Consider the following 22,337-nt stretch of genomic DNA (forward strand, 5'->3'; position numbering starts at 1 on the left):
GTTCATAGTAATAAAGTCAGTAATTAGAATCACATTCTAATGTGTTTTTGGACACGGGATATCCTGACGAGCACGCGGGATGCGAGGGGCCGGTTCGCGACGACCTGGTCTGTAACGGCCGTCACGCTAATTTTCGCTGATTAAACCGCCCTTTCCGTCGTGGAAGTTGTGGTCGATCGTGCCCAATATCCGGGAAGGAAGGGGAACAAATTGATTGATTCTCGTCCTGGATGCCGGTAAACTCCAGCGCCATATATGCATGAAAGGTTGCAGATGCCAACGTCCCCGGACTCCCCTCTCTATAACAGCCGAATCTTCGATTCCTATCTCAAGCTGCTTCGTAAAAGGTATCCGAACGTCGATACGCACGCCCTGCTGGCCCACGCCGGCATGAAACGGCACGAGGTGTCCGACCCGGGACATTGGTTCACCCAGCGCCAGGTGAACCGTTTCCACGAAAAGTTGGTGCAGGCCACCGGCGAGCAGGGCATTGCGCGCGAAGCAGGCCGCTATTCCGCTTCTCCCGAGGTCTTGGGCCCGCTGAGGTCGTTCTTTCTCGGCATGATCGGCCCGGAGTACATCTTTTATTTCATCAACAAGATCGCCCCCAGGTTCACCCGTTCCTCCCGCTGCACCGCGCGCAAGACCGGGCCTCGCGAGATCGAGCTCACCGTCGCCTTCAACGAAGGGGTGCAGGAAAACCCGCGCCAGTGCGAAAACAGGGTCGGCTTCTTCGAAGCTGCCTTTTTGCTTTTTGACCACGACTTCCCCGAGATCGAGCATCCGGAGTGCGTCTTCAAGGGGGGGGAGGTCTGCCGCTATCTGATCCGGTGGCGACCCTCGCTGACCAACCGCTTGCTGCTGGCGCAGCGCGTCATTTCGCTGTTCCTGGTCGCCGGGCTCCTTGCCGATCTGTTCTACAATCACACGCTGCTGGGGCCGGCTCTCTTTCTCGGGCTCCTCGCGTACCTTTCCTTCACCCTTTTGAGCCGTAATGTCGAGCGCAAGGCCCTGCTTTCCTCGCTGACCAGCATGCGCGGCTCTAGCGAACGGCTCCTCTCGCAGGTCCAGGAGAACTTCGACCGCGCCCTCGCCATCAACGAGATCGGCCAGGTCATCGCCACCAGGACCGAGCTGGGAGAGATCCTCTCGAGCGTGAACCAGGTCCTGCACAAACGGCTCGGCTACGGCCGGGGTATCGTGGTCCTGCTCGACCCGCAACGTAACACACTGGTTCTACAGGGATGTTTCGGGCTCACCACCGAGGACGAGGAGAGGGTGCGCAGCATCGAGTTCCCTCTGGCCGCAGCGTCCTCCCCGGGGGTGCTGGTTTCCTGTTTCCGTACCCAGCAGCCGGTGCTGGTGGGCGACATCGAGGAAATAAGGGGGCAGGCCGAGCCGGAGAACTACGCCCTGATCAGCGCGCTCGGGGTGCGGTCCTTCATCTGCGCACCGATAGTCTGCGAAGGGGAGGCCCTGGGGGTGCTGGCCGTCGACGATGCCAGCAGGGAAGGGGGGTTGCTGCAAAGCGACTTGAACCTGATACAGGGGATCGCGCCGGTGATCGGGATCAGCGTCCGCAACGCGATGAGGCTTGCCAACGAGCGGAGGTTGTCCGACCAGCTCCGCAAGGCCTCCGAGCACCTGGAACGGCGCGTGGCCGAGCGGACCTCGGAGCTGAGCCAGGCCTACGCCGAGCTCGAGTATCTCTACGACTCCGTCTCGCACGACCTGCGCACCCCGCTCCGTGTCATCTACGGCTACGGGGAGCTGCTGCTGGAAGGGTACGGCGACAAGCTGGACGACCCCGCGAAGGAATACCTGGCCAGCATCATCAAAGGTGGGGAGCGGATGGAGGAGACCCTGGACCGGATGCTCGATTTCTCCGAGGTGAAATCGGCGCTGCCGGCCCTGCAGCCGGTCGACCTGAGCCTCATGGCCCTGCGCATCATGTCCGAACTGAGGATCACGGACCCAAAGCGGGAGGTGTCGCTGGAGATCGAGGACGGTGTGGTGGTTACCGGCGACGAGAAGCTGTTGGCCGGCGTGATGGAAAACCTGTTGGGGAACGCCTGGAAGTACAGCGCCTTGAAAGGCTGCACCAGAATCGCCTTCGGGCAAAACGACGGCATCTGCTACGTAAGGGACAACGGGGAAGGGTTCGACATGGCCCAGGCCGGGAAACTCTTCCTCCCGTTCCAGAAGCTGCACGACGGCAGCCGCTTCCGCGGCCACGGGCTGGGGCTGTCCATGGTGCGCCGCATGCTGGAGCGCATGGGCGGCAAGGTGTGGGGGGAGGGGAGGCCCGGCGAGGGGGCGACCTTCTACTTCACCCTCCCGCCAGCCGACACCCGCTAGCCGACCTCCGAGTACTCCCGCTCCCGGAACTCGACCCCGAGGGACAGGGCGAGTTTCCTCACCGGCTCCACGTCCAGCCCTGGCACCGTCACCGCACTCGCCGTGACCTGCGGCACGTGCTTTGGGGCCTCCCTGAGAAAATCGCAGAGGCCGGCGAATCCCGCTGCCCCGAAGGGGGTGTTGCAGAGCCTGTCGTAATCCTCGGCGTTGGCCGCGTTGAGGCTCACCGACAGGGCATCCACCAGCCCTTTCAGCTCCGGAAGGATGTTCCGGCCGTGCACCAGGTTCGCCTGGCCGTCGGTGTTGATCCTCACCCGCAGGCCGCGCCGTTTCAACTCGGCGGCCACTTCCTTGACCAGGTCCAGCCTGATCAAAGGCTCTCCGAACCCGCAGAACACCACCTCGTCGTAACCCGAAGCCGCATCGACGGCGGCGATAACCTCGGCAAAGTTCGGCTCGTGCGAAAGCTTAAGCTCGTGTCCCTTCACCGCGAGTTCCTCGAACTTCGGGCAGAAGGTGCAGCGGTTCGAGCAGCGGTTGGTGATGTTGAGGTAGAGCGAATTGCGGATCTTGTAGGCGATGGTGTCTTCCTGCGTCGCGGCCTGTTCGATCCGGAACAGCCTCCTGGTGTTGAACGAGGTGATGCGGCCGACGTCGTCCGGGGAGAGCCCCTTTACTTCGGCGATCCGCTCCGCCGCGAACCTGACGAAGGCCGGCTCGTTCCTCTTCCCGCGGTGCGGCACCGGGGTGAGGTAGGGGGCGTCGGTCTCCACCATGAGCTTCTCGATCTTCAACCCCCGGACCACCTCCCTGAGCGCCTCGTTGGACGGGTAGGTGACGGTTCCCGGGATGGAGATCATGAAGTTCATCTCGATGCACTCCTTCGCCATGGCCAGGTCGCCGGAAAAGCAGTGCAGCACCCCTCCCACCTCGTTGGCCCTTTCCTCCTTGAGTATGGCGACGATGCGGTCGTGGGCGTCGCGGTCGTGGATGATGAGCGGCAGCGAGAGCTCCCGTGCCATCCTGATGAAGCGGCGGAACACCTCCTCCTGGTCGGTGCGGGGGGAGCGGTCACGGAAGAAATCGAGGCCGACCTCCCCGATGGCGACCACCTTGGGGTTGTTCAGTGCGAGTTCGCGCACGGCCTGGTAGTCCGCCTCGGTCACGCCGGCCGCGTCGTGGGGATGGATCCCGACCGAACAGTAGATGTTCGGACGCGAAGCGGCGAGGGCGACGGCCTCGCGGCTCGACTCAAGGTCCGCGCCGACGGCCATGATGGTGCCGACTCCCGCCTCCCTGGCACGATCCATCATCTCCTCGAAATCCTCAGCGTACTCGCTGCCGTATATGTGGGAATGGCTGTCGATCAGTTCCATGAAGTGCTCCTTGAGGTAATGCCTGCTGTCTGTTTTTTTGCAAAAGGGCGGTCAGCTCCGCCATCCCTCTCCACGCGGGAGAGGGTGCCCGCAGGGGGGTGAGGGGGATGCCGTCGGCGGCCTCTGTGCAGGTCGCAACACCCCCGCCACCGTCCCTCTCCCGACGGAAGAGGGGCAGTGGCGAAGTTCACTATATTACTGGATGAATCTGGGCGATGCCAGAGCTTTTTGCTTCGTCTCCTCCCCAGAGGGGAGGATAGGGACGGGAGGTTCACTTTCGGCGTCGTAAAAACCCGCTACTCGGTGACGCTGCGGATGGATGCCTCGATGCCGTCCATGAGCATGGCAAGCTCGTCGAGGGAGATGGAGAGGGGAGGGAATACGACGATCACGTTCCCCAGCGGGCGGAGGAAAAGTCCGTGCTTTCTCGCTTCCAGGCAGACCCGGACTCCGACGCGCTCCTCCCACGGGTACGGGTCGCGGCTGTGCCGGTCGCGGACCAGCTCGATCCCGGCGATCATCCCTTCCTGGCGCACGTCCCCTACGTGGGTCAGTTCCATGAGCCGCTGCAGGCGGTCCTGGAGGTAGTCGATCTTCTCCGGGAGCCGCTCCAGCAGGCGGTCCGTCTCGAAGATGTCGAGGCTCGCGAGCGCCGCGGCGCAGGCGATGGGGTTGCCGGTGAAGGTGTGGCCGTGGAAGAAGGTTTTGAGCTCGCTGTAGGCGCCCCAGAAGGCGTCGTAGACCTTGCGGGTGGTGAGGGTGGCGGCCAGAGGCAGGTAGCCGGCCGAGATCCCCTTGGATATGGCCATGATGTCCGGGGTCACCCCTTCCTTGCCGCAGGCGAACATGGCGCCGGTGCGGCCGAACCCGACCGCGACCTCGTCCGCGATCATGAGGACGTCGTAGCGGTCGCAGAGTTCCCGCACCCCCTTCACGAAGCCCGGGGGCTGCACGATCATGCCGCCGGCCCCCTGGACCGAGGGCTCGATCACGAGGCCGGCCAGTTCATGGGCGTGCTCCTTCATGAGCCTCTCGAGTTCCTGAAGGCAGAGGAGACCGCAGCTGCGGCAATCCCCCTCCGGGGCAAGGGCGCAGCGGTAGCAGTAGGGGGAGGGCGCCATGATGGTGGGGAAGAGCAGGGGGGCGTAGACCTCGTGGTAGATGGCGATCCCCCCGACGCTCATCGAGCCGACCGTGTCGCCGTGGTAGGCGTTATCGAAGCGGATGAATTTCTTCTTCTCGGTGTTGCCGACCTGCTGCTGGTACTGGAAGGCCATCTTTACGCCGATTTCCACGGCGGTGGAGCCGTTGTCGGAGTAGAAGACCTTGGCCAGTCCCGGGGGCGCGATGTCTATCAATCGCTTGGCAAGGAGTGCGGCGCGGTCGTTGGAGAGCCCCAGGAGGGTCGAGTGCTCCAGCCGGTCCACCTGCTCCTTCACCGCCTCGTTGATCTCCTTGCGGCAGTGCCCGTGCACGTTGGTCCAGATGGCGGCCACCCCGTCGAGGTAGCGGTTCCCCTCTGAGTCGATGATGTAGGAGCCTTCCCCCCTGGTGATGACGATATTCTCCGCGTTTTCCCACTCGCTCATCTGGGTGAAGGGGTGCCAGAGGTATTCGCTGTCGTAGCGTCTGAGCGTTTCGGTATCGAGTTCGATCACGTGTTCCTCCCGAAAAAAGAGCCAGCGCCGTGCCTTTTCAGGCCTCTCAAGCGGTGGCGCAAGTAAAGATGCGAGTGTCCAGAAAGGACCTCCCCCGTCGACGTAGAACGTAGAACGGCTTCCAGGTTTATTCGAACATCTCTCTCAGCATGATCCCTGTGGCCGGCATCTGCAGCAGCCGGTCGGCCAGCTTGGTGACCAGGTCGCGCTCGTTTTGCGCCTCGATGTCGGGGAAGAGGCCGAGGAGCTGCGCCCCGGAGAGAGAGTCTATCATGTGCGGAGCGTAGGATTCGGCCTGGTCGGGGGTGTCGGGGTAGCGGTTGACGATGACCCCTTTCACTTTGAGCCCAAGCGTGCGCGCCGTGAAGGTGGTGAGCAGGGTGTGGTTGATGGTCCCCAGGTTCGGGCGCGCCACCACGGCGACGGGAAGGCCGAGATGCAGGGCGAGGTCGGCCACCAGCAGCCCGCCTGCCAGGGGAACCATCAATCCGCCCGCCCCTTCCACGATGACGAAGTCGTACTGCGCGGCGAGCCTCTGGTAGGCCTCCTTGATGACGTCGAAGCTGATGCGGACGCCGTCCTGGGTGGCGGAGACGGAAGGTGCGAGAGGCGCCCTGAGCAGGTAGGGTGCGGCGTCCTGCGTGACCGGGACCCCCGCGGCAAAGGCGAGCAGTTCGGCGTCTTCGGAGACGAGGGCGCCCTCGGCCTCGATGCAGCCGCTGGTTACCGGCTTCATGATCCCGACGCTGTGTCCCATCTTCCTGAGAAGCATGGCGATGGTCGCAGACGCGATGGTTTTTCCAACACCCGTGTCGGTGCCGGTGATGAAGATGCTTTTGGCTGGCATGCTGTTTCCTTTCGATGCGTTATGTCCACTGCAGGGGCGAATGATCATCCGCCCCCCCTCGGCGGCGCCACCACGGCAATTGTCGCAACCGGAGCAGCCGGGGCGCTGGCAGCCGGGCAAATGATCATTTGCCCCTACAGGTAGCGTCATCAGCCCCCTGAATGGCAGGTGATTTTAATGCGCGCACATCACGGTGGCGAGGCCTAAGTCGCTGAACATGGTCAGGTCGGTGTCGACGTTGCGCCCCGCGGTGGTGAGGTAGTTGCCGATCATGGTGCCGTTCGCGCCGGCGAAGAATATCCAGGACTGCAGGTCGCGCAGGTTCTTTTCCCGTCCGCCGCAGATGGTGATCCTCTTGCCCGGCAGGATCAGGCGGTAGATGGCGATGGTCTTCAGGCACTCCTGTGCGGAGATGTTGCTCGCGCCCTCGAGCCTGGTTCCCTCGATCGGGTTCAGGAAGTTCATCGGCACCGAGTCGACGTCGAGCTCCTTCAGGGTGAAGGCCATCTCCACGCGCTGCGCGGCGCTCTCGCCCATCCCGAAGATGCCCCCCGAGCAGATCTTTACGCCGGCCTTTTTCACCGCTCGAACCGTGTCCACGTCTTCCTGGTATGCATGGGTGGTGCAGATGTTGGGGAAGAAGCTCTCCGCTGTCTCGAGGTTGTGGTGGTAGGTGTCCATCCCCGCGTCCTTGAGCTTCCGCGCGGTCTCCTCGTCGATGATGCCGAGGGAGCAGGAGGGGAGGATGGTGGTTTCCTTGCGGACGCGACGCAGGGCTGCGAGGATCTGCTCCAGTTCCTGCCCCTTCACCGTGGTACCGCTGGTGATGATGCCGAAACAGGCGCTGCCGTTGGTCTCGGCGGCCTTGGCGCATTCCACCATCTGCTCCTCCTGGACCAGCGGGTAAACCGGCGCGTCGGTCGTATGGTGGGCGGACTGGGCGCAGAAGGCGCAGTTCTCGGCGCAGCGGCCGGACTTGGCGTTGATGATGGAGCAAAGGTGCACCTCGTTGCCTACGAAGTGCTCCTTGACGCGGGTGGCGGCGCGGAACAGGTCGAAGAGCTCGGAGCCCTGCGCGTCCGAGAGACGGACGGCCTCTTCGGGGGTGATGGATCCGCCTGCGATGATTCTTTCTGCTATTTCAGAGATGATTTTTTCCATGAGATCCTCCAGCGGGTCATTTAGCACGCAGAAGCGGAGGTTGTCAACCACTTCAGAGAGATTGGTTGACGATTGACGGGAGGAGGCGCCAGATGCGTCCTCTGGGGCGGTGAGATGGAGCAGTCCAGCCCAAGGGTTACAGGGGCGGGGCGGGAGGTGACGGGGGTGCTGCACTGCCTGAGGTGGCGACCTAAAGCTCTTCGGTGGTGAAGGCCACGACGTCGTCTATGCTCTCCGCGTCGAGCAGCACCATGACCAGGCGATCGAGTCCCAGGGCGATGCCTGCTGCTTCCGGCATCTCGGCCAGGGCGGCCAGGAACTTTTCGGGGACGGGGTAGCCGTGTTTGCCGTGGCGGGCTCGCTCGGCGGCCTCCGCCTCGAACCTCGCGCGCTGCTCGACGGGGTCGATCAGTTCGGAGAAGGCGTTGGCGATCTCCAGGCCGCCCAGGTAGAGCTCGAAGCGCTCGGCTACGGTGGGGTCGTCGGCCCTGAGGCGGGCTAGGGCGGAACAACTGGCCGGGTAATCGTAGATGAAGGTGGGGCGACCGATGCCGAGCCTCGGTTCGATCCTGTCGACCATCAGCTCGTCGAAGGTCCCCGCGGCCAGGGCCGCTTCGGCGGTGGTGCCGGCGTAGCGCAGGAAGGCGTCGCGAACCGTGATCCGCTCCCATGGGTTGGAGAGGTCGATCTCGACGCCGCGATAGGTGATGGTGTCCGCTCCGGACGCAGCCCTGATCAGCTCCTCGGTCTCGTCCATCAGCACGCGATAGTCGGCTTGGGCCCGGTACCACTCGAGCATGGTGAACTCGCTCAGGTGGCGGGTGCCGCGCTCGCCGTCGCGCCAGCAGCGGCAGATCTGGAAGATGCGGGGGTAGCCTGCGGCCAAAAGCCGCTTCATGCAGAGTTCGGGCGAGGTCTGCAGGAACCAGCCGTCGCTGGGTATGGCGTCGATCTGCGCCTCGGGGGCGGGAGCGGGTATGCGAAAAGGGGTCTCGACTTCGAGATACCCCTTTTCATGGAAAAACATCCTGATCCTGGCGAAGATCGCGCCACGCTGGGCCAGGGCTTGGGAGCGCCTGGCCAGTGGCCAACTTCCCGACATGACTTACCCCTTGACCCTGGTGGAGTACTCGCCGGTGCGGGTGTCGATGGTGATCAGCTCGCCTTCCTCGATGAACGGCGGAACGCGCAGGACGTAGCCGGTCTCGACGGTGGCGGGCTTGGAGTCGCTGCCGGAGGTGTCCCCCTTGACCCAGGGGTCGGTCTGCACGACGCGCAGGTTGACGAAGTTCGGAACGTCTACGCCGATTGCCTTCTCCCTGAACAGGAGCACGTCCACCTGGAGGTTGTCGATCAGGTAGTTCTTGGCGTCGCCCATGGCGTCTTCGCTGATGTGGATCTGCTCGAAGGTGCTGTTGTCCATGAAGCAGTAGTGATCGTCTTCCTTGTAGAGGTACTGCATCACGCGGTCTTCAAGGCTGGCAGGCTCGAAGGTCTCGCCGGAGCGGTAGGTGCGGTCCAGGGTGGAGCCGGTGATCATGTTCTTCATCTTGGTGCGGTAAAGGGCCTGCCCTTTGCCCGGCTTGGCGAAGTCAAAGTGGGTGATGATGTAAGGCTCGTTGTCGATGGTGATCTTCAAGCCTTTTCTCAGATCGGCTGCAGTGTACATTGCTCTTCCTCTTCTTACTGTGGGATTGAATAAAGGTTCAGTACGCTGCGCGCGGGGGCACGCAGCTAAACCGGTATTGGGTCCTATGTTATCCGTATGTGCCTTGCAGCGATGCTGAGGGTGGCAGGGACAGACGCCGGTGACGTACGGGGGAAGGGTTTATTTTGCGCGATAGGTGATGCGGCCGCGGCTGAGGTCGTAGGGAGAGAGCTCTACGGTGACCTTGTCGCCAGGCAGGATCTTGATGAAAAACTTCCTCATCTTGCCGGAGATGTGCGCCAGCACCATGTGGTCGTTTTCCAGCTTCACCTTGAACATCGCGTTGGGAAGCGGCTCAATGACCGTCCCTTCTACTTCGATTGCTTCTTCCTTGCTCATTTTTGCTCCTGGGAGTTTGTGGCATCTTTTAACAATCTGTGAGTCTACAAATTTTTCCTGCAAAAAGCAAGCTGCATTTCGCAGCTGTTACCATTTTCCCTTCGATATCATCGCTATTTACAGAACTCGCATAACATGCTAAAAAAATGGCCAGATTTTTCCAAGGAGTACCGAGTTTACATGCAAAAACTGATCAGGGAGATCCCGCTCTCCAACGGGCTCACCGTTCGCTTCTTCGACGCCACGCGCCGCTACTTCGGCGACTACCACCAGGTCCGCATTCATATATGCTGCGAAGTTCCGCTTTCGCCAGATCTTTTCCCCGACGAGGAATCTCACCAGGCTGCCATGAAACTGCTCGGCGCCAGCGTGAGTTTCAAGAAGGACATCGAGCACCAGGGGGTGCCTTCACTCTCCGTGGACCAGACCGTGGAGCGGGTCATCGCCGACTTCGCCGCTCACTCCCTCGGCTACTTCAATAGTCCCGGTTTCCCGATGAAGCTGGTCCAGGCCGAACTGACCCGGGCCCGGGGGCGCAGGACGGGTTTCGTACCGCGCGGCGTCCATGGCTGATCCGGTCGTCTTCATAGAAAGCCTCTGTTACGGCGGCGCGGGCTTCGGCAGGGTGGACGGCAAGGCGTGCTTCGTCCCCTTTACCGCACCGGGGGATCGGGCGAGGATCCGCGTGGTGAAGGACAAGCGCTCCTTTCTGGAGGGGGAGCTCGCCGAGCTGGTCGAGCCTTCGGCGCTGCGTGTCGCCCCGGCGTGCCCCGTCTTTGGCGAGTGCGGCGGCTGCGACTGGCAGTTCCTCTCCTACCCGGAGCAGCTCTTACAGAAGGGTTCCATTTTCGCGGACACCCTGGCGCGCATCGGCAAGATCGCCCGGGAAAAGGTGTTGCCGGTCGCGGCATCGCCTGAGCCGTACGGCTACCGTTCCCGCGTGCAGGTGAAGGTCTCCGTGCGCGCAGGCGCGGTGCAACTCGGATTTTTCCGCACCGGTTCCCACAACGCGGTCGATTTCGGCGCCGGCTGTCCGCTGGCGAACCCGCGCCTGAACCGGATGGCCGCCGAGTTCCGGGCACTCATCCCCAGGCTGCCGCAGTTCGAGCTCATCCACCAGGTAGACCTCGCCATCGGCGACCAGGGGGAGGGGATCGCCATCGTGCACAGCAGGGGAGGCGCTGGCGGTAGACTGGTCGAGCGCCTGGCCCAGGAGCGGTCTCAGCTTCCCTCGGTCGCCGGCGCTTTCCTGCGCAGCGGCCAGAAAGGGGACTTGACGAAGGCCTTCGGCATCGAAGCCCTGAGCTACCGCGTCCCCGCCGACCTGTTGCCGGGCTCGAAGGAGCTGACGCTTCGCTTCGGCCGGGGTGGCTTTTCGCAGGTGAACTACCCGCAGAACCTGGAATTGATCCGCACCGCCTGCGAGTGGGCCGGGTTGACCGGGAAGGAGAGGGTGCTCGACCTTTACTGCGGCAACGGCAACATCTCCCTGCCGCTCGCGCTTCGCGCCGCGGAGGTGCTGGGGATCGAGGGGTACGCCCCGTCCATCGCCGATGCAGTGGCCAACGCAGAGGCTAACGGGATCGAAAACGCCGTCTTCCAGGTAAGCGACGCGGCCCAGGCCGTCAGGCGCCTGGTCAAGCGGAAGGAAAAGTTCGACACGGTGGTGCTCGACCCCCCCCGGGGAGGCGCCGAGGCCGCCGCCGAGATCGCCGCACTCGCACCGGGAAAGATCATCTACGTTTCCTGTGATCCGGCCACGCTGGCCCGCGACCTCGCTACACTTTGCAGCAACGGGTACCAGGTGACCCGCTCCAGGCCGGTAGACATGTTCCCGCAGACCTACCACCTCGAGAGCGTCACCGAACTCGTAATTGCATAAATACAACCCACCATTCGGAGGCTGCATGTTTTTCGGACTGTTCGGCAAGAAGGATTTTCGTCACTACCAGAACCAGGGTGCCAAGCACCTCGCCGCTGAGCGCTACGCCGATGCGCGCGTTGATTTACAGGAGGCGCTGAAGCTTTGCCCGGCTGATGCGCCCCAGGAAGCCGCAGCCATCCGCCAGGGGCTGGACCAGGCGGGCGACCGCCTGGGAGAACTGAACCTGCAGGAAGGCGAACACGCCCTGCGTTTAGGCGAAGTGCAGAAGGCATATGATCACTTTTGCCTCGCCGCCGACCTCGCCGCCGATCCGAGCCTCAAGGCCCGCGCCCATGCCGAGGCCGCCAAGCTGGAACAGCCCGAAAGCCAGGCCGCGGCCGCGAAGCCTGCCGCCGCACCGGCAGGCGCTGGCAACTACAAACCGCACGGCGGCGGTTCCTGCACCACCTGCAAGGGGCACGGCGATCACCATCACGAGGAGCCCGCCTCCATGGAGATGAGCATGTCCGAAGAAGATCAGTTCTTCCTCATGATCCAGCCGCTCCCCGGCGACCTCCCCGGCCGTTACGCCGAACTCGGCTCCCAATTCGCCAAGGCGTACCTCATGATTCATGAAGGCAACGACCGCGATGCCTTCCCCATTTTGCAAGAAATGTTGTTATCTCGTGAAAATGACATTGTATTATACGAAGTGGCACTTATAATGTTCCGTGCGGGGCAAATTCATGAGAGCGAAGCGCTCCTGAATCGGGCATTGGTGCTCAATCCGCAAAACGCAACCGTCTACTTGGCACTCGTTCAATTGTTTGCCGGCGGGGGACGCTACCCGCAGGCGATAGCCACCGTGCAGAAGATGCTGGAACTGGACATCCTCCCGGACCAGGCCCAGTTCATGCTGGGCGAACTGCACGAGGCGACCGGGGATACGGAGCGGGCCATGGAGCTCTGGACCAAGTCCCTGGACTACCCCGGCGTGGCCAAGGCTGCGGCCGAGCGGCTCATCCCGATCCTCAACCGCCAGGGTCGCACCGACGAAGTGAAGTACCTGTCCAAAAAATATTTAAAGGGATGCTGTTAAAAGAAGCTGGTTTCCGGAGGTGGACAATGAACAAATCAGAACTCATTGAATCTCTCGCAGCTAAAAAGACCCTCTCCTTCAAGAAGGCAGAGGAAGTCGTCAATGCCGTCTTCGCATCGATGACGGAGGCCTTGCTTTCCGGTGACCGGATCGAAATCAGGGGCTTCGGCAGCTTCGTTGTGAAAGAGTATGACGCCTATACCGGCAGAAACCCCAAGACGGGCGAATCGATCTCCGTCAAGGCGAAGAAGTTGCCCTTCTTCAAGGTCGGTAAGGAGCTGAAGGAGAAGGTCTCCGGATAGCCGCTTTCAGCTGTCACTGACACGGGAGCAACGGATCTCGAAACCATCACTGCGCCCGCCGGCCGCCCTGGCCGACGGGCGCCCATTTTCACGCGTCTTTAGCCTTAACACTGCTGGACTGGCCTTACCATGTTTCCCACCTCTTGGTCGTATATCGTCGAGGCTCTCGGCGGCCTTGCACTCTTCATACTCGGCATGCGCACCATGTCGGAGGGGCTGCAAAAGGTAACCGGTGAGCGTCTGCGCCGCGTGCTGGAGCGGAGCACCGGAAACCGCCTCACCGCCCCCCTGGTCGGCAGCTGCCTCGCCTCCATCCTGCAGTCCGGCTCCGCCGCCTCAGTGCTCGTGGTGGGTTTCGTGAACGCCGGTCTTCTCTCCCTGTACCAGGCGCTGGGGGTCCTGCTCGGCACCGGCATCGGCACCACCCTCGCCATACAGTTCATCGCGTTCCGCGTTTCCGCCCTCGCGCTTCCGGCCATCACCGTCGGGGTCTTCCTCAATATCTTCTCCCGCAGCCGCAAGCTCTCCGAAGCGGGGGGGATGCTGCTGGGGATCGGCCTTGTGTTCTTCGGTCTCTCCATCCTGGAAGGGGCCTGCCTCCCGCTCAGCGAGAGCGCCATCATCGCCGGGCTGCACCAGGGGGTTCCCTCGCTGCGCCTGGTCGCGGTCCTGCTCGGCGCTCTGCTCACCTTCCTGGTGCAGTCCGGCAGCGCCACCCTCGGGATTGTGATCGCGCTCGCCTCGGCCGGGGTCCTCTCCTATGATGCCGCCATCGCCATGGTGATCGGCGAGGTGGCCGGCGCGGCCCTGATACCGCTCATAGCCTCCATCGGCGGCACCCAAACCGCGAAGCGCGCCGTGGTTATCTACCTCGGCATCAGTTGGGTGGCCATCGCCCTGGCCCTGCTCTTCTTCCCCTTCTTCCTGAAGGCCGTGGCGCTCGTTTCGCCGGGGGACCTCTCCCCCCTGTACCACGGGGCGCCCCCCGAGGCGGTGGTGCAGGCACTGCGCCCCCATATCGCCCGGCATCTTGCCAACGCGCACACCATCTTCACCGTGGCATCGCTGTTCATGTTCCTCCCCACGATCGGATTCTTCGCACGCTCCGCCGAGACGCTCCTCCCCACCAGGCGCTCCGAGAGCGAGCCGCGCCCCCGCTTCATAGACGTGCGGGTCATCAAGACCCCCACCATAGCCCTGGTGCAGGCCTGGAACGAGCTGGCCAGGATGGGGGGGATCGCCGCGGCCATGTACGCCGAGCTGGTCTCCCAGTTCGACGGCTTCAACCCCAAGGTCGCCGCCGCCGTGCGGGACAAGGAGGTGGTGCTGGACGTGCTGCACCGCGACATGTCCCAGTTCCTGGTGGCGCTCTCCCGGGAGACGCTCTCGCTGGAGCGCGCCGTCGAGATACCGACCATGCTGGAACTGGTGAACGAGATCGAACAGGTGGGGGACCAGGCCGAGGCCATCCTCAACTACCTCATGCGCAAAAAGGAAGAGAGGCTTCGGTTTTCCGCCAGCGCCATGGAGGAGTTGAAGCGTGTCGCGGCCAAGGTGGGGGAGGTTGTCGCCGCCTGCGAGGCCGCACTGAAAGGCGAGGAGATCCAGGAGGTAACCGACCTCAAGCTCGAGATCGCCTCGCTGGAGAGTGAACTCCATGCCAGCCACCTGCGCCGCTTGAAAAGCGGCAAGTGCAACATCGTTGCGGGGCTCCTTTACAGCGACATCATCGTCAGCTTCTCCAAGATATCGCAGCTCTGCTTCTCCATAATCGCCCAAAGAAAAGGACTCGCCCCATGACAGACAAGGCAGCCGCCATCGACCTCGGCACCAACACCGCCCGGCTCCAGATAGCAACCCAGACCCCATACCGGCAGGTGCTGTTAAAGCGCATCATCACCAGGCTTGGAGGCGGCTTCACCCGTGAGACCGGCCTATCCCCGGAGGCGCAGGAACGCTCAATCGCCGCCCTGGGGGAATTCGCTTCCGACATGGCGAGCCACGGAGTGGTGCGGCTGAGGGCCGTGGCGACTTCGGCGGTGCGGGACGCCAAAAACGGCGCCGACTTCTGCAGGCGCGTGCTGGAGGAAACCGGCATCGCCCTGGAGGTCATCGATGGCAGCGAAGAGGCCATGCTCACCCTGCGGGGGGTCGCCTCCATCCTGGACAACAAGGACGAGGATCTCGCGGTGTTCGACGTGGGGGGGGGGAGCACCGAGTACACGCTGGCAGCCGCCCAAAAACCGCTATTCACCCGCAGCCTCCCGGTAGGCGTGGTCCGTCTCACCGAAGGGAAGGTGGGAGTGGCCGAGATGGAGGACAAGATCCGGCGCGAACTGCGCGCCTTTCGGAGCGAGCTTGCCGGAGCGGGGCTTGCCGAGCGCTTCTGCGGGGCCACCCTGGTGGGGACCGCCGGAACGGCAACCACCCTGGCCTCCATCGACCTTGGCATGACCGACTACGATTATAAAAAGGTCAACAACCACACCCTGTCGCTCGCCAAGGTGGAGGCGATGTTCGACAGGCTGCTCCCCCTCACGCCGAGGGAGCGCCTGCAGGTGCCCGGCCTGGAGCCGGGGCGCGAGGACCTGATCATCGCCGGAATCCTGGTCGTGCTGACCACCATGCGCGAGTTCGGGTTCCCGACCTTCAAGGTGAGTGATGCGGGGCTTTTGGAAGGGCTGATCCTCGGTGTCTAACCGGCTCAACAGGCTTTATTCTTTGACAACCCGGCGGGGAACGTTATACTCATTAACCATTCGTTCCCGTACCTTTTAATGCACAGGTTGCCCCCGTCCATCCTTCGGGTAGCGGTACGGCCTCCCTTCCGCCGAAGGAGCCTTTCGTCAATGTATCTCAGCAGAGAGTCGTACAAAAAGATCATAGAAGACCTCCGCGACGGGCTCTACATCGTCGACACGGACAGGAAGATCATCTTCTGGAACCATGCCGCGGAAAGGATCTCGGGGTACAGTGCAGAGGAAGTGATTGGCAAGCCGTGCGCGGACAACATCCTGTGCCACGTTGACGACGTCGGCCTCAACCTCTGCTGCAGCGATTGTCCCCTCGCATCGACCATCTACGAGGGGACCCCGCACGATGCCGAGGTCTTCCTGCACCATAAAAACGGCCACCGGGTGCCGGTGTCGGTGCGTGTCATCCCGCTCACCGACGACGCGGGCACCGTCATAGGCGGCGTCGAGATGTTCTCCGACAGCAGCTATCAAGCCGACAACGAGGTGCGGCTTAAGGAACTGGAGAAGCTGGCCCTGCTGGACGGGCTCACCCAGTTGGCCAACCGCCGCTACCTCGACCGCGAGCTCGAGTCCCGCCTCGAGGAGATGAACCGTTACGACATCCCCTTTGGCATCCTTTTCATGGACCTGGACGATTTCAAGTCAGTCAACGACTGTTACGGACACGAGACCGGAGACCGGGTGCTGCAGTTCGTGGCAGGGACCTTGAGCGCCAACTCCCGTCCCTTCGACCTCTACGGCCGTTGGGGAGGCGAGGAATTCGTCGGCATCATCCGCAACGTAACTCCAGCGAACCTAAAGCACATGGGGCAGCGTTTGCGCCGACTGGTGGAAAAGTCCTTCGTGCTGGTGGAAGGCGAGGCGCTCCGCATCACCATCTCCATCGGGGCCACCATGGCCGTCGAAAACGACACCGTGCAGACGCTGCTGGCACGCGCAGACGCCCTAATGTACCAGAGTAAGGCTGCCGGCAAAAATAGGCTTACCATCGGTTGAGCCACACAAACCACGCCGCGGCAACTGACAGCTGATTTCTACCCCTACGTCACTTCCCCCCCCCTTTTTTGCTTCCCCGAGTCGGTTTTTCTTACGTAATGCCCTCCTTCAAACAGCCATTGCCGAAAATGATGGTAGACTCATGACGTTTGCCTTTTCACCGTTACAGTCCCCAACGCCATGAACAGGGAGGAATCAAAGATGGGTGTCAAGATCGCCAACAGATGTACTGTCGCAGTCCTTGCCATGCTTGCTGCCACTGCAATCTGGGCCGGGTGTAGCCACCGCAGCGCCGAGGTGCAGCCGACCCAGGTTACCGAAGCGCCGCTGGATCCGGCCGATGCGGCCATCGACCCGGCGCGTTGGGGCAAACTGTACCCGCTTCATTACCAGCAATGGAAGCTGACCAGCGAGCCGACTCCGGCCGGGTTGAGTAAGTACAAGCGGGGTTACGACGTAGGCGAGCAAAGACGGGACAAGCTGGACGAGTATCCCTTCCTGGCACTTTTGTACAACGGATGGGGCTTCGGCGCCGAGTACAACGAGCCGCGCGGGCACTACTACATGGTGCAGGACCAGCTGGAGGTCGATCCAGGCAGGATCAAGGCGGGAGGCGCCTGCCTCACCTGCAAGACTCCCTACGCCCCGAAGCTCGCCAAAGAGATGGGAGCGGCTTATTTCCCGACGCCGTACAAGGAGGTGTTGGCGCGCCTGCCGAAGGCCAACCAGACCCTCGGGGTCGCCTGCATCGACTGTCACGACAACAAGGGGATGACGCTCAAGATCTCGCGCGGTTTCACCCTCGGCAAGGCGCTCAAGGAAATTGGTGAGGACGAGACCAAGCTGAGCAGGGGGCAAAAGCGCACCTTCGTCTGCGCCCAGTGCCACGTCACCTACATCATCCCCAAAGACAAGGAGATGCACTCCACCGACGTCTTCTTCCCCTGGGCCGGCAGCAAGGAAGGGCACATCACCATCGAAAACATCATCAAGCAGATCAAGAGTTCTCCGGCGAACCTGGAGTGGACCCAGGCGGTCACCGGCTTCAAACTCGGTTTCGTGCGCCACCCGGAGTACGAGTTCTACTCGAACCAGAGTCCTCACTACCTTGAAGGGGTTACCTGCGCCGACTGTCACATGCCGATGATGTCCGCCAACGGCCAAGAACTCACCGACCACAGGATCATGAGCCCGCTCAAGGGGAGCATGTCCGCCTGCGCAGCATGCCACAGCGAGACGCCGCAGCAGCTGCGCCAGAAGGTCATCGCCATCCAGGACCGTTTCATCGACCGTTACCTCAAGACCGGCTATGCCGTGGCAACCGACGCAAAGCTGTTCGAAATGGCGAACAAGGCCAAGGCTGCAGGCAAACAGATCGATAACGAGCTCTATGCGATGGCCAGGGAACATTACGAGCAGGCCTTCTACCGCCTGATCTTCGTCGGGGCGGAGAACTCGACCGGCTTCCACAACCCTGCCGAGGGCATGCGGGTCATCGAGGACGCCGCGAGCCATGCCGCCGGGGCGGACATGCACCTGCGCCAGTTGCTGGCCAAGGCGGGGGTACCTGCGCCGGAGAAGGTCGACCTGGAACTGACCAAATACACGAACAACCGCGGCGCCAAGAAGCTGCAGTTCAGGCAGGAGCACGAAATCCTGCCGCCGACGCTGGTTAAATAACCGGCACCAGGCAAGCGTCAAGAGGTGAGGGCGGGCCGACGGGTCCGCCCTCTTTTTTCGGCAGGCACGCGCCTTTACGCCTGCTTGACGGTCCTCCCGCTGGCGGGTAGACTTGCCACGTTCAATGATTTCGGATGTATCGCCGTATTTCATGCGGGTCCGGTCTGTGATCCGGATACCTTTCAGGAGGGGATAGTGAAATTGAAAGAATGGACGCCGGCAACGCTTCTGGAACTCTCGGGGGGCTACTGGAGCACCTGCACCCTGCACGCCGGGGTGAAACTGAACCTGTTCACGCCGCTTGCGTCTGCCTCGATGAGCGCTGCAGAGTTGGCCGGCACTCTGGAGTTGGATGCGCGTGGTCTCGCCATGCTGCTGGACGCCCTTGCAGCCATGGGCCTTCTGGACAAGCAGGGGCGCCACTACACCGCTACCGCATTTTCCGTGAAGTTTCTAAGCCGCACCTCGCCCGACTACCTCGGACACATCATAATGCACCACCATCACCTCGTTGGCGGCTGGAGCCGGCTGGACGAGGCGGTCAAGTCTGGGCAACCGGTCCGGGAGCGGGTCTCCCATGAGGACGTGGAAAGCTCGCGCGAAAGCTTCCTGATGGGGATGTTCAATCTCGCCATGATGATCGCGCCCAAGATCGTTCCGCAGGTCGACCTGCAAGGACGCCGGCGCCTGCTCGACCTCGGAGGAGGCCCCGGCACCTACGCCATCCACTTCTGCCGGCAAAACCCTCAGCTCGATGCCGTCATATGCGATCTCCCGACCACCAGGACCTTCGCCGAACAGACCGTCTCGCGTTTCGACTTGTCCGACCGCATCGGGTTTGTCGCCGCGGATTTCGAGCAGGACGACCTGCCGGAGGGATTCGACGTCGCCTGGCTGTCCCACGTGTTGCACGGCATAGGCCACGATGCCTGTGCCAGGGTGCTGAAGAAGACCGTGTCGGTCCTGGAGCCTGGGGGCTTGATCCTGATCCAGGAGTTCATACTCGACGATACAAGAGATGCGCCGGTCTTCCCTGCACTGTTTTCGCTGAACATGCTGCTGGGAACGCCGGAAGGGCAGTCCTACAGCCAGGGCGAACTGTTCGACATGCTCGAGAAGGCAGGGGCGACCGAGGTGCGCCGCCTCCCGATCGAGCTACCCAACGGCGCAGGTGTCATAGCCGGGATAGCGCCCTGAAGCAGACAGGTCGCTACGCAGTAGTGTGATTGTTTCGGGCGATGCAGTTTCCACCAGGAGAGGTTGAAGGGGAGGAGAAGGGGGAGGGTATCACCCAGTAAGGGAGGCCGTATGGAACAGCCAGAGAAGAGAGGTTCATTCCCAAGCAGCGCGATGGTGCTGCCGCTTTTTGCTGTTGCCTGCGCCGTCTGCGCTGCCCTGCTTCTTTTTTCCTCCGGCCCCGGCGCAAGGCTTCACGTCTGGAACTTCGGAACCGGCTTCACCATGATCAAGGCGGCAGGCTACATCGGATTGGGATGCGCAGTCGTCGCTGTGGCATCCGGCGTCATCTCGGTGAGAAGAAGACACTTCAAAGGGGTTTTCGTGTCGCTGATCGCCCTTCTCCTTGCCCTTGTATCCTTCGGAATCCCCTTGTACTGGAAGATTCAGGCCCAAAGCTACCCGCGCATCCACGACATCAGCACGGATCTCAACAACCCGCCCCGTTTTGTCGCTATCAGCACCGAGCGCCGCGCCGGCGTCAGATACGGCGGGATAGAGGTCGCCACCCAGCAGATGAAGGCCTATCCGGAGCTGAAGACAGTCGTTTTGGCGCTATCGGCGAACGAGGCTTACAAGACGGCACTGTTGATTGCAAGGGATCTTGGGTGGGATATCGTGGCGGAGCGTCCGGCGGAAGGGATCATAGAGGCGACTGACACGACGAGGTGGTTCGGGTTTAAGGATGACATCGCAGTACGGATCGTCCCCGCCGGGGATCGCTCGCTGCTCGACATACGATCCGTATCCCGGGTCGGCATCTCCGACCTCGGCACCAACGCGAAACGGGTGCGCGCGTTCCTCGCCAAGATAGCGCCGTCCCGCAGATGAGGCGGGGCGCAGGTACTTCCATGACACGGCAGCGTGCCGCCGTCATCTTCATATCCCCGGGGGGCAGGCCCCCCGGGGATTTTATTTGCTGTCTTTGCCCCGGACCAGCTTGAGGATGTTCTTCGCACAGAGGTCCAGGTTGTTTTGAACGAAATCGAGGGTCTCCATGCGGTTGTCGACCGTCATGAAGTGCATTTGGGGGGGAGAGGAGCCTGCAAATGCCCCCTTGCGGGAAAGTTGCACTTTCAGTACGCAGAAATCTGCCGAATCCAACCTTGCGCCGCCGCTGCGGTCTCTGGAAGCCATCACGTCCTCCTTTTCTGCCAATGACGTTACCCGCCAAACCATCAGAACTGAAAGCATCCACACTGTTAGGGCAGATTGGAGTAATTCTTTTAATTTAGATGTAACTTGGATCACAGTAAGCGATGTTTGTATAAGAACTTCTCTTACTTGATCTGCCATGTTCAATGCAGGTCCTTTTGAATACCAGCAAGAGTCGCTGCTTTTTCCAGTACTGCCAAGCGTTGGAAAGCCTGCACAACGATAGTGGCCCAAAAAGGAGGGTGCGCCCGGGCACCGCTGCCTGGGCGCACCTGCAGAGGAGAGGGAAGGGGGCTAATACTTCTCGAAGCGTTCGTCACGCTCTTCGAGGTCCAAAACCGCTCCTGAGTAAGTCAGCTTGCTGGAGGACGGTCTCGTCCCCCCTTTTCTGACAACCGGATTCCTGGAAGGCCTGCGCACGGGCGCGGCGCTTTTCCCCCCTTTGTTGCCGGCAGTAAGCAAGGATATGGCGCTTTGCAGCTGTTCGGCCTGGCTGGCGAGCTCTTCGGCGGTGCTGGCCATTTCCTCGGCACCGGAAGCATTTTGCTGAATCACCTGATCGAGTTGCTGGATGGCTTGGTTTATCTGCAACACGCCACTGTCCTGCTCCTTGCAGGCTGCGGTAATCTCCTGCACCAGCTCAGAGGTTTTCTGGATGTTGGGGAGCATCTGCGTCAGCATCTCGCCAGCCTTGTCTGCCACTTCCACGCTTCCCTGCGACAGGTTTGATATCTCCGCAGCAGCTTTCTGAGAACGCTCCGCGAGCTTACGCACTTCGCTTGCCACAACCGCGAAACCTTTGCCGTGCTCGCCTGCACGGGCCGCCTCGATCGCGGCATTCAGGGCCAGCAGGTTGGTCTGACGTGCGATCTCCTCTATTATGGAAATTTTTCCGGCGATTTCTCTCATGGCCTGAACCGTCTTGGCTACCGCCTGACCGCTCTCCTTCGCGTCGGCAGCGGTCTGCAACGCGATTTTCTCCGTTTGCAAAGCGTTGTCCGCGTTTTGGCGTACATTTGCGGACATCTGCTCCATCGATGATGATGCCTCTTCAGCGGCCGCCGCCTGTTCGGTGGCCCCCTGGGAGAGTTCCTCGGCACTTTGCGACATCTGCTGGCTGCCGGAAGAGACGTTGTCGGCAGCGCTCATCACCTCGGAGACCACCGCCCGAACGGAACGGATAATGAAAAGTGCCACTGCGATGACGATGGCCACCACGATCAGCGTCGACGTCACCGCCAATACGAGCGCAGATTTCTTTATTGAAACCGCTTCCTTGCTTCCTTTGTCCGACAGCGCGAGGTTGTACTTCAGGTGAGCCGCAAAGGCGCTGTCCGCCTTGAAGCAGACAGCCCTGTTGGAGGTGAAGAGATCCCTTGCGTCACTGTTCTTGTTGGCGCGGGACAAGCCCACGACCTTGTCCACCAAAGTGAACAGTTCGGCCACGGCGGCGCAGTCGTCGGCCAGGAGCTGCTTGTCCTTGTCGTCGGAAAGAAGTTGCTCGTACTCTTTGAGCGCCTTGTCCACCTCTGCTCTCCCCTCCAGGATAAGCCGATCCAACTCTGCCGTTTTCGACTCGTCGGTGTTCAGAATGTGGATCAAGGTGTCGGTTTGTACGTCGCGCATCGCGATCGAAGCCCTGTTCAGGATCGTGATGCTCGGGATACTGTTGACGTTTCCATAGTTTGCCGCGTTATAGACACGCTCCGATTGGAACTCGTTGAATACGGTGAGTCCCACCATCGCGAAGACCGAGACAAACAACATCAGGAACAACCTTTTCGAAATAGACATGACTGCAG

At 61.9% G+C, this 22,337-nt stretch carries 20 protein-coding genes; 11 read left to right on the plus strand and 9 right to left on the minus strand.

The features are described from left to right. The first annotated feature begins 273 nt into the window (after positions 1-273). On the plus strand, positions 274-2,358 hold the full coding sequence (locus KP003_RS08660) for a sensor histidine kinase (protein ID WP_216791591.1): 2,085 nt from the start codon (positions 274-276) through the stop codon (positions 2,356-2,358). Here the strand turns inward: KP003_RS08660 and KP003_RS08665 are convergent. From KP003_RS08665 to infA, 7 genes are all read right to left on the minus strand, one after another. Beyond that, positions 2,355-3,734: a TatD family hydrolase gene (locus tag KP003_RS08665; protein WP_216791593.1), complete on the minus strand. Its 1,380-nt coding sequence runs from the start codon at positions 3,732-3,734 to the stop codon at positions 2,355-2,357. The genes KP003_RS08660 and KP003_RS08665 overlap by 4 nt on opposite strands. Positions 3,735-4,030: 296 nt before the next feature. After that, a complete protein-coding gene (bioA, locus tag KP003_RS08670; RefSeq protein WP_216791595.1) occupies positions 4,031-5,392 on the minus strand; it encodes an adenosylmethionine--8-amino-7-oxononanoate transaminase in 1,362 nt (453 codons plus the stop codon). Between the two features lie 127 nt (positions 5,393-5,519). Then, positions 5,520-6,239, minus strand: coding sequence for a dethiobiotin synthase (gene bioD / locus KP003_RS08675; RefSeq protein ID WP_216499315.1), 720 nt, complete (start codon positions 6,237-6,239; stop codon positions 5,520-5,522). 174 nt (positions 6,240-6,413) lie between these two features. Beyond that, positions 6,414-7,400 (minus strand): biotin synthase BioB, encoded by a 987-nt coding sequence (gene bioB / locus KP003_RS08680; protein WP_216791597.1) that lies wholly within the window; start codon positions 7,398-7,400, stop codon positions 6,414-6,416. Between the two features lie 190 nt (positions 7,401-7,590). Further along, a complete protein-coding gene (gene epmA / locus KP003_RS08685; RefSeq protein WP_216499313.1) occupies positions 7,591-8,502 on the minus strand; it encodes an EF-P lysine aminoacylase EpmA in 912 nt (303 codons plus the stop codon). Between the two features lie 3 nt (positions 8,503-8,505). Continuing rightward, the gene (gene efp, locus KP003_RS08690; RefSeq protein WP_216499312.1) at positions 8,506-9,069 is read right to left on the minus strand and encodes an elongation factor P; all 564 of its coding nucleotides are present in this window, start codon (positions 9,067-9,069) and stop codon (positions 8,506-8,508) included. Between the two features lie 159 nt (positions 9,070-9,228). Further along, positions 9,229-9,447 carry a translation initiation factor IF-1 gene (gene infA / locus KP003_RS08695; RefSeq protein ID WP_012530490.1) on the minus strand — a complete coding sequence of 73 codons (219 nt, stop codon included), beginning with the start codon at positions 9,445-9,447 and terminating at the stop codon, positions 9,229-9,231. Between the two features lie 180 nt (positions 9,448-9,627). Here infA and KP003_RS08700 point away from each other — a divergent pair, with 180 nt between their 5' ends. The 10 genes from KP003_RS08700 to KP003_RS08745 all read left to right on the plus strand — a co-directional run bounded on the left by KP003_RS08700 (position 9,628) and on the right by KP003_RS08745 (position 20,211). Next, on the plus strand, positions 9,628-10,020 hold the full coding sequence (locus KP003_RS08700; RefSeq protein ID WP_216499311.1) for a hypothetical protein: 393 nt from the start codon (positions 9,628-9,630) through the stop codon (positions 10,018-10,020). Beyond that, positions 10,013-11,329, plus strand: a complete 1,317-nt coding sequence (gene rlmD, locus KP003_RS08705; RefSeq protein WP_216791599.1) for a 23S rRNA (uracil(1939)-C(5))-methyltransferase RlmD — start codon at positions 10,013-10,015, stop codon at positions 11,327-11,329. The genes KP003_RS08700 and rlmD overlap by 8 nt, the downstream gene beginning before the upstream one ends. 25 nt (positions 11,330-11,354) lie before the next feature. Further along, positions 11,355-12,410 carry a tetratricopeptide repeat protein gene (locus KP003_RS08710; protein WP_216791600.1) on the plus strand — a complete coding sequence of 352 codons (1,056 nt, stop codon included), beginning with the start codon at positions 11,355-11,357 and terminating at the stop codon, positions 12,408-12,410. Positions 12,411-12,436: 26 nt separating this feature from the next. Continuing rightward, positions 12,437-12,712, plus strand: a complete 276-nt coding sequence (locus tag KP003_RS08715; RefSeq protein WP_183349941.1) for an HU family DNA-binding protein — start codon at positions 12,437-12,439, stop codon at positions 12,710-12,712. 129 nt (positions 12,713-12,841) lie between these two features. Continuing rightward, positions 12,842-14,512 (plus strand): Na/Pi cotransporter family protein, encoded by a 1,671-nt coding sequence (locus tag KP003_RS08720; protein WP_216499307.1) that lies wholly within the window; start codon positions 12,842-12,844, stop codon positions 14,510-14,512. Then, positions 14,509-15,411, plus strand: a complete 903-nt coding sequence (locus KP003_RS08725; protein ID WP_216791602.1) for a Ppx/GppA phosphatase family protein — start codon at positions 14,509-14,511, stop codon at positions 15,409-15,411. The genes KP003_RS08720 and KP003_RS08725 overlap by 4 nt, the downstream gene beginning before the upstream one ends. A gap of 150 nt (positions 15,412-15,561) precedes the next feature. Further along, the gene (locus tag KP003_RS08730; RefSeq protein ID WP_216499305.1) at positions 15,562-16,464 is read left to right on the plus strand and encodes a sensor domain-containing diguanylate cyclase; all 903 of its coding nucleotides are present in this window, start codon (positions 15,562-15,564) and stop codon (positions 16,462-16,464) included. A gap of 201 nt (positions 16,465-16,665) precedes the next feature. Then, on the plus strand, positions 16,666-18,144 hold the full coding sequence (locus tag KP003_RS08735) for an ammonia-forming cytochrome c nitrite reductase subunit c552 (protein WP_216499304.1): 1,479 nt from the start codon (positions 16,666-16,668) through the stop codon (positions 18,142-18,144). A 195-nt stretch (positions 18,145-18,339) separates the two neighbouring features. After that, positions 18,340-19,341, plus strand: a complete 1,002-nt coding sequence (locus KP003_RS08740) for a methyltransferase (RefSeq protein WP_216791604.1) — start codon at positions 18,340-18,342, stop codon at positions 19,339-19,341. Between the two features lie 111 nt (positions 19,342-19,452). Further along, positions 19,453-20,211, plus strand: a complete 759-nt coding sequence (locus tag KP003_RS08745; RefSeq protein ID WP_216791606.1) for a DUF1499 domain-containing protein — start codon at positions 19,453-19,455, stop codon at positions 20,209-20,211. A gap of 81 nt (positions 20,212-20,292) precedes the next feature. Here the strand turns inward: KP003_RS08745 and KP003_RS21295 are convergent, their stop codons facing one another. Both KP003_RS21295 and KP003_RS21725 read right to left on the minus strand, forming a co-directional pair. Continuing rightward, positions 20,293-20,676 carry a hypothetical protein gene (locus KP003_RS21295; protein WP_239027641.1) on the minus strand — a complete coding sequence of 128 codons (384 nt, stop codon included), beginning with the start codon at positions 20,674-20,676 and terminating at the stop codon, positions 20,293-20,295. Positions 20,677-20,829: 153 nt separating this feature from the next. Next, positions 20,830-22,329: a HAMP domain-containing methyl-accepting chemotaxis protein gene (locus tag KP003_RS21725; protein ID WP_216791608.1), complete on the minus strand. Its 1,500-nt coding sequence runs from the start codon at positions 22,327-22,329 to the stop codon at positions 20,830-20,832. Positions 22,330-22,337: the final 8 nt, after the last annotated feature.

It is taken from the genome of Geomonas diazotrophica (genome assembly GCF_019063885.1).
Taxonomy (GTDB): domain Bacteria; phylum Desulfobacterota; class Desulfuromonadia; order Geobacterales; family Geobacteraceae; genus Geomonas; species Geomonas diazotrophica.